Origin of the sequence: Pinirhizobacter sp., assembly GCF_035317885.1 — a bacterium.
Classification (GTDB): domain Bacteria; phylum Pseudomonadota; class Gammaproteobacteria; order Xanthomonadales; family Rhodanobacteraceae; genus Pinirhizobacter.
The window spans coordinates 1-7,467 of the sequence record NZ_DATHFX010000073.1 but is presented as its reverse complement, the minus strand read 5'-3'; the positions used below and the strand labels follow the sequence as shown (position 1 = coordinate 7,467).

At 65.8% G+C, this 7,467-nt stretch carries 8 protein-coding genes; 5 read left to right on the top strand and 3 right to left on the bottom strand.

All coding sequences use genetic code 11. From position 1 onward, the window contains the following. The 3 genes from VK519_RS02305 to abc-f all read right to left on the bottom strand — a co-directional run. The coding region (locus VK519_RS02305; RefSeq protein ID WP_324347277.1) for a DHH family phosphoesterase at window positions 1–393 on the bottom strand (393 nt) is incomplete at its 3' end. A gap of 65 nt (window positions 394–458) precedes the next feature. Continuing rightward, window positions 459–1,376, bottom strand: a complete 918-nt coding sequence (locus VK519_RS02300; protein ID WP_324347275.1) for a phosphoglycerate mutase — start codon at window positions 1,374–1,376, stop codon at window positions 459–461. Beyond that, on the bottom strand, window positions 1,376–3,259 hold the full coding sequence (abc-f, locus tag VK519_RS02295) for a ribosomal protection-like ABC-F family protein (RefSeq protein WP_324347273.1): 1,884 nt from the start codon (window positions 3,257–3,259) through the stop codon (window positions 1,376–1,378). The genes VK519_RS02300 and abc-f overlap by 1 nt, the downstream gene beginning before the upstream one ends. Before the next feature lie 141 nt (window positions 3,260–3,400). On the opposite strand from abc-f, the gene VK519_RS02290 reads away from it, so the two are divergent. The 5 genes from VK519_RS02290 (at window position 3,401) to VK519_RS02270 (ending at window position 7,388) form a co-directional block, all read left to right on the top strand. Beyond that, window positions 3,401–3,733: a hypothetical protein gene (locus VK519_RS02290; RefSeq protein WP_414692681.1), complete on the top strand. Its 333-nt coding sequence runs from the start codon at window positions 3,401–3,403 to the stop codon at window positions 3,731–3,733. Window positions 3,734–3,808: 75 nt separating this feature from the next. Next, window positions 3,809–4,852, top strand: coding sequence for an agmatine deiminase family protein (locus tag VK519_RS02285; RefSeq protein WP_324347271.1), 1,044 nt, complete (start codon window positions 3,809–3,811; stop codon window positions 4,850–4,852). After that, window positions 4,849–5,739 (top strand): carbon-nitrogen hydrolase, encoded by an 891-nt coding sequence (locus VK519_RS02280; protein ID WP_324347269.1) that lies wholly within the window; start codon window positions 4,849–4,851, stop codon window positions 5,737–5,739. Before VK519_RS02285 ends, VK519_RS02280 begins: the two co-directional genes overlap by 4 nt. An 8-nt stretch (window positions 5,740–5,747) precedes the next feature. Further along, the gene (locus VK519_RS02275; protein ID WP_324347267.1) at window positions 5,748–6,974 is read left to right on the top strand and encodes a TraB/GumN family protein; all 1,227 of its coding nucleotides are present in this window, start codon (window positions 5,748–5,750) and stop codon (window positions 6,972–6,974) included. 90 nt (window positions 6,975–7,064) lie between these two features. Beyond that, window positions 7,065–7,388: a c-type cytochrome gene (locus VK519_RS02270; RefSeq protein ID WP_324347264.1), complete on the top strand. Its 324-nt coding sequence runs from the start codon at window positions 7,065–7,067 to the stop codon at window positions 7,386–7,388. The last annotated feature ends 79 nt before the right edge of the window (window positions 7,389–7,467 follow it).

Genomic DNA, 7,467 nt, shown 5'->3' with positions numbered 1-7,467 from the left:
CACCACGCTGCCTCGCGCCCGTGCCGCCGCCACGCCATCGATGCTGGCTACGCCGTTGTCCACGGTCAGCAACACATCCGGCGCCGTCGGCATCGAAGCCACCAGCGCCGGTGTCAGGCCGTAGCCGTGCAGGAAGCGGTTGGGAATGACGTAACCCACCTGCCGCGCGCCGAGCATGCGCAGGCCACGCACCGCAACGGCGGTGCCGGTGGCGCCGTCACAATCGTAATCGCCGGCAACGATGATCTCCTGCCCTTCGACGATCGCCTTCGCCAGCAACGCGACAGCCCGGTCGATGCCGCCAAGCGAGTCGAACCCAAGCATGCGAGCCAGGCGATGGTCGACGTCGCCGGGCCCGGCAATGCCACGCGCGGCGTAGACACGCTGCAACACCGGGTGCACTTGCGCTGGCCAACCCGAAGGCCCTACTTGCGCTTGCCGCCGACGGATCTCCACCGTCAGCCGCGCCCGCGCCAGAAGCGAAGGCGCTGCCTTCGGGAAAGCAACCAGCGTTCGCCTCCGGCGAAATGCAGCCGCAGGCGGCGGGTTTGGCCGGAAAAGAGATCCTCTTCCAGCCGAGGCCACCAGCGGCTGGCGATGACCTCAGCGTCCTGCGCGGAAAGATCAACCAGTTCGAATGCACTGTCCGGCCCCGGCCACGCTCCCAGGCCATCCACCTGGACATCGGCACGGGCGCCGAGCGCCCACACCAGCAAATCGTCGGCGAAGGCGTGGGTCAACCCGGACTCCATGCCTTCGGGCAATGCCCCGGCACCCCAGAACCACACGCTGTTCACAGGCACCGCACCGCGTTCGCGGCGCAACTGGTTCACCGGGTGGTTGTGCAACACGATCTGCACCTCCCCCAACACGGCGCGCCAGCGACGACCCTCCGCGCCCGGAGGCAGGTGGTCGAAAAGATCCGCACCGCGTGCGCCATCGGGCCCGACAAAGTTGGGCAGTTCGGCGAACGCGGGCAAGCGCAATTGCCAATGGGAAGCATCCGCCATCTCGAAGGCAAAACCGTGCGCGGCAAAGGCCTCGACGAGGTCGCCGCGCAAGGCATCGGCTTCACCGAAGACAAGCCCCAACTCATCGCCACAGGCCAATAGCCTGGCGCCGTTGACCTCCGGCTGCACCCAGGCCGGATCGGCGCAAAGCCATTGGTGACCCCGGGCATCGCCTGCCACCAGCTGGCGAATCAAGGCGGCGACCGGAAGGTCACCCTCGGTACGAAAGTACGACGACAACGCCGGGATGAATCCCGGCGTTGCATCAGCCAGGCGATTGCCACGGGCAAGCCACGGCGCCATGCCAGCGACAGCAGCCAGGCGCGCGCGCGCCGGCATCAGTACATGGCGCTCGGGTGCTGCCATCACGCTTCCAGTTGCTCCATCAGCTGCAGCCATTCCGCTTCGAGCGTTTCCTTTTCCTGGCGCCACGCGCCCTGCTTCTGGCTAAGGGACATAAGCTCCGCGGTGGAACCTTCATAGATCTTCGGATCAGCCAGCTTCGCCTGCACGGTGGTGAGCTCGCCGTCGAGTTCACCCATGCGCGATTCAATCTTCTTGAGCTTCGAACGCAACGGTTTTTCGCGCTCGCGGGCCTGGGCGTCGGCCTGGCGACGTTCCTTTTCGGTCGCCGCCGCCGCGGCTGCGGCCACGGCAGCGGAAGGCTTGCCCTGCGCGTTGTGCCGCGAACGCAACCAGCGTGCGTAGTCATCCAGGTCGCCGTCAAAGGGTTCGACCACACCGTCGGAGACGCGCCAGAACTCATCGCACACCAATCCAAGCAAGTGGCGGTCATGCGATACGAGCACGATGGCGCCACCGAAATCGGCCAACGCATCGGCCAGGGCCTCGCGCATGTCCAGGTCCAGGTGGTTGGTGGGCTCGTCCAGCAGCAACAGGTTGGGCTTGTCCCAGGCAATCAGCGCTAGCGCCAGTCGCGCGCGCTCGCCCCCGGAAAACCCGTCGACCGATTCAAATGCACGGTCGCCGGCGAAATTCCATGTGCCAAGGAAATCGCGCAAGCTCTGCTGGCTGGCCGTGGGCGCCTTGTCCATCAGGTGTTCGATCGGGCTTGCACCTTCGCGCAGGCTCTCCACCGTGTGCTGCGCGAAGTAGCCGATGCGGGTGTCCTTGTGCCCGGCGCGCTCGCCAGAGAGCGGAATCAATTCCCCGACAAGTGATTTCACCAGCGTGGATTTGCCCGCGCCGTTGGGACCAAGCAAGCCAAGGCGGTCACCCGCTTCCAGCCCGAAGCCGACGTTTGACAGCACGATGCGGTCGCCATACCCGGCGTCCACTTCTTCCAGCCGCAGCATCGAGGTCGGCACGCGGTCGGGGTCGGCGAACTGGAAGCGGAATGCGCGGTCGGCGCGTACGGCTTCGGTGCCGGCAAGCTTTTCCAGGCGCTTCATGCGCGACTGCGCCTGCTTGGCCTTGCTGGCCTTGGCCTTGAAACGGTCGACGAAGCTCTGCAGGTGCGCGCGCTCGGCCTGCTCGCGGTCATGGGCGATCTGCTGCTGGCGCAACTGTTCGGCGCGCAGGCGCTCGAAGGCCGAGTAATTGCCGGTGTAAAGCTTCGCCTTGCCATCGTGCAGGTGCATCGTGTGCGTGATCACCCCGTCCAGGAACTCGCGATCGTGGGAAATGATCAAGAGCGTACCCTGGTAGCGGCGCAACCATTCCTCAAGCCACAGTACAGCGTCGAGGTCCAGGTGGTTGGTGGGTTCGTCCAGCAGCAGCAGGTCCGATGGCGCCATCAGCGCGCGGGCCAGGTTCAGGCGCACTCGCCAGCCGCCGGAGAACGAGGCCACGGCGCGTTCGTGCGTCTCGGCCGGGAAGCCCAGGCCATGCAACAACCGGCCCGCACGGGCGCGGGCATCGTAGCCGTTCAGTTCTTCGATGCGGTGATGGGCCGCGGCCACGCCATCCATGTCGTCGGCGTCCAGGGCGTCGCTTTCGGCCTTCAGCGCCGCGGCTATCTCCACATCGCCGCCGAGCACGTATTCGATGGCCGGATCGGGCAGTGCCGGGGTTTCCTGCTCGACCGAGGCCATGCGCGCCTTGCCGGGCATGTCCAGCTCGCCCGAATCGGCCTCGATCTCGCCCTTCAAGGCGGCGAACAGGCTGGACTTGCCGCAGCCATTGCGCCCGATCACGCCCAGGCGCCAGCCGCTTTGCAATGTAAGGTCAATGTCCGAGAGCAGCAGGCGGCTGCCCCGGCGAAGAGCGAAACGTCGGAACGAAATCATGCTTGGAAGTCCAGCCGGCAGGCAATCGGCCACCGGCAAAAGCGCCATGATAGCGGCTCGTCGTCACGAATCGATGCAATCGACATGGCGCGGGCGCCTGGCATCTGCTAAAACGACGTCGGGAAAGGGGATACCATCAACATGAAGAACACCACCACTATTCTGGCCCTGGCCGCGGCACTGCTCATGGCAGGACCGACCGTCGCCCGTGCCGACAGCCTGCTGATGAAGCGCGTGCAGCAGGAAAAAGGCATGAACCTGCCGAAGAAAGGCATGAGCATGGCCCAGGTGGAGCGCCAGTTCGGCGCCCCCACCGCCAAGCTCGACCCCCGCGGCGGCGACACGCCCAAGCATCCGGTCATCCACCGCTGGGAATATCCCGGGTACATCGTGTACTTCGAGCGCAGCCACGTGGTGCATACGGTGCTCAACACCCCGGCAGGCAACAACACCAACCCGGCGGCGGCGAAGTAAGCCGCCCTAAGTCGCCCGCCTGACCGGCGGGCGACGGCACGCTACAATCGGCGGCCCCGACATGGCCCGCCCGCGATGACCCCCAAGTTCCGCCTTCCCGCCGAATGGGAACCCCAGTCGGCCGTGCTGATTGCCTGGCCGCACGCGGGTACCGACTGGGCCGAACGGCTGGCCGGGGTCGAAACCACCTATGTGGCCCTGGCCGCGGCGGTGACCCGTTTCGAGCCCCTGGTGATCGTGGTCGCCAACGAGGCGGTCAAGGCCCGTGCCATTGAACTCCTCGCCGGGGCGGGTGTGGACATGGGCAAGCTGCGCCTGGTCGAGCGCGACTACGACGACACCTGGCTGCGCGATTCAGGCCCGATCACCCTGCTCGACGACACAGGCGGCGCCCAGCTCACCGATTTCCGCTTCACCGGATGGGGCGGAAAGTTCGGCGCCGAACGTGACGACGCCCTGGTGGCCGGACTGGTACACGATGGCGTGTTCGGCAAGGCGAGCCACCGGCGCATCGACTGGGCGCTGGAGGGCGGCGGCATCGAGAGCGACGGCGAAGGCACCGTGCTCACCACCTGGAAGTGCCTGGCCCAGCGCCACCCCGGGCAACCGCGCGAGGAAATGACCCAGCTCCTGCGCGAAGGATTGTCGGCCGATCGCATCCTGTGGCTGGACTCCGGCTACCTGGAAGGCGACGACACCGACGCCCATATCGATACCCTCGCCCGCTTCGCCCCGGGCCATCGCATCGTCTTCCAGGCTTGCGACGACCGCAACGACCCCCATTTCAATGAACTGCAAAGCATGGCCGATGAACTGGCCGCGCTGCGCACGATGGATGGCAAGCCCTATGCGCTGTATGCGCTGCCATGGGCGAAACCGATCCTTGACGAAGGGCGGCGGCTCGCCGCTTCCTATGCCAACTACCTCATCGTCAACGGTGCGGTGCTGGTACCGGCCTATGGCGACGCCGTCGATGACGACGCCGCCCGCATCATCGGCGAGGCCTACCCTGGCCGCGCCGTGGTGCAGGTGCCGTGCCGCCCGTTGATCTGGCAGAACGGCAGCCTGCACTGCATCACCATGCAGCTGCCTGCCGCGCTTGGAAACGACCACGCATGAAGAAGAAGACGCTGAAAGTCGCCCTGCTGCAGGAAACCAACCACGGCAGCCGCGATGCCAACCTCGATGCCATCGAAGCGGGGTTGCGTGAAGCCGCACGCGCCGGCGTCGAACTGGTGCTGCTGCAGGAGCTGCACAACGGCCCCTATTTCTGCCAGAACGAAAGCGTGGACACCTTCGACCTGGCCGAGACCATCCCCGGTCCCGGCACCGATCGCATCGGCAAGCTTGCCGGGGAACTGAAGCTCGTGGTGGTGGCGTCGATCTTCGAAAAGCGTGCCACGGGCCTGTACCACAACACGGCGGTCGTGTTCGATCGTTCGCCCGCGATCGCCGGCCGCTACCGCAAGATGCACATCCCCGACGACCCAGCCTTCTACGAGAAGTTCTACTTCACCCCGGGCGATCTGGGTTTCGATCCGATCGAAACCTCCGTCGGCAAGCTGGGCGTGCTGGTGTGCTGGGACCAGTGGTATCCGGAAGCTGCGCGCCTGATGGCGCTAGCAGGCGCGGAGCTACTGCTTTATCCCACCGCCATCGGCTGGGACCTAAGCGATGACGACGCTGAGAAATCCCGCCAGCGCGAAGCGTGGATCACCGTGCAGCGCGGCCACGCCGTAGCCAATGGTTTGCCGCTGCTGGCAGTCAACCGCACAGGCTTTGAACCCGATACCGCCAACGTCGGCAACGGCATCCAGTTCTGGGGCTCAAGCTTCGTCGCCGGCCCCCAGGGCGAATTCCTGGGCCAGGCCCGCACCGAGGGGCGTGAGTTGCTGGTGGTGGACATCGACATGGAGCGCAGTGAGACCGTCCGCCGCATCTGGCCGTTCCTGCGCGACCGCCGCATCGACGCCTACGGCGACCTCACCAAGCGTTTCCGCGACTAAGGCCGCCGATGACCATCCCAGAACCCGCCGCCACCCTGCCCGCCGCGCTCGACGGCCAGCCGATCGAACGGATCACGCGCGACGGTGTGCAGTACGTGGTGCTGGGCACCGCGCATGTGTCGCGCGCCTCGGTAGAGGCGGTGGAAGCCCTGCTGGCGCATGAGAGCTTCGACGCCGTGGCGATCGAGCTGTGCGACAGCCGCGCGGCCAGCGTGCGCGACCCGGAAGCCTTCAAGCGCATGGACCTGTTCGAAGTGATTCGCCAGGGCAAGGCTGGCATGGTCGCGGCGAGCCTGGTGTTGTCCTCGTTCCAGCGTCGCATGGCCTCGCGCTACGGCATCGAGCCTGGCGCTGAGATGAAGGCTGCCATGCAAGGCGGCTACGCACGCAACCTGCCGGTGTGGCTGGTGGATCGCGAAGTGGGCACCACGCTCAAGCGCGCCTGGCGCAGCGTCGGCTTCTGGCAGCGTTTCGGCCTGATGGGCGGCCTGATGGCCAGTGTCTTCGACAAGGACGAAATCGCTGAAGAGGACATCGAAAACCTCAAGCAGAACGATATCCTGGAAAGCGCCTTCAGCGATTTCGCCAAGGGATCGCAACCGCTGTATCGCGCGCTGATCGGCGAACGGGATGAATACATGGCCGCGCGCCTGCGCGAAGCGGCCATGCGGGCGCCCGGCGTGCAACGCGTGCTGGTGGTGGTCGGCGCCGGCCATCTGAAGGGATTGGTCGAACAACTGAAAAGCCAGCAGCGCGACCCGGCCACGCTCGCCGACGAACTGGCCGTCGTGCCGCCGGCAGCGCGCTGGCCGAAATATCTTGCCGTGGGCCTGGTGCTGGCCGTATTCGGTTTGATTGCCTATGCCTTCACCCGCAATACCGCCGTGGGCTTTGCCGCGCTGCGCAGCTGGATCCTGTTCACCGGTTGCCTCGCAGCCCTGGGCGCTTTTGCCGCAGGGGGACATCCCCTGAGCGCACTGGCCGCGTTCATCGCTGCCCCGCTCAAACCCTTCCGCCCCGGTATTCCCGCCGGCGGCATCAGCGCCATGACCGAAGCATGGGTGCGCAAGCCACGCGTGGGCGACTTCGAGACACTGGCCAACGATGTCTCACACTGGAAGGGCTGGTGGACCAACCGCGTGGCGCGGACACTGCTGAACTTCTTCTTCGTCAGCCTGGGCACCCTGGCCGGGGAATACCTTGCCGGGTTCCACATCGTCAAGTCGCTACTGTAGAAAACTAAGGATTGTCGGCCGTCCGGACCGCCCCCTATAATCAACGAGTTTTTAATCCCGGTCACTGGCCGGTCTTACGGGAACCTTTCGATGAAGCGATTGCAAGTGCTTGGCCTGGCCGTGACGGCCGCCCTCCTGGCGGTCGGCTCCGCGCATGCCGCGGGCGACAAGGCCAACGGCCGCAGCCTGGTGTACACGTGTGCCGGCTGCCATGGTGTTCCCGGCTACGAGAACGTCTACCCTACCTACCACGTGCCGCGGATCGCCGGCCAGAACGAGCAGTACATCATCAGCGCTCTGCACGAGTACAAATCCGGCGACCGCAAGCACCCGACCATGGGCGCACAGGCGCAGAGCATGTCCGACCAGGAAATCGAGGACATCGCCGCGTACCTTTCCAGCATCACCAAGTAAAGCGCCAAGGACCCAAGCATGAATCGTTCGATCAGTCTGCTCGTCGCTGGCGTTGCCCTCGCCGTTTCAGTCCAGGCGT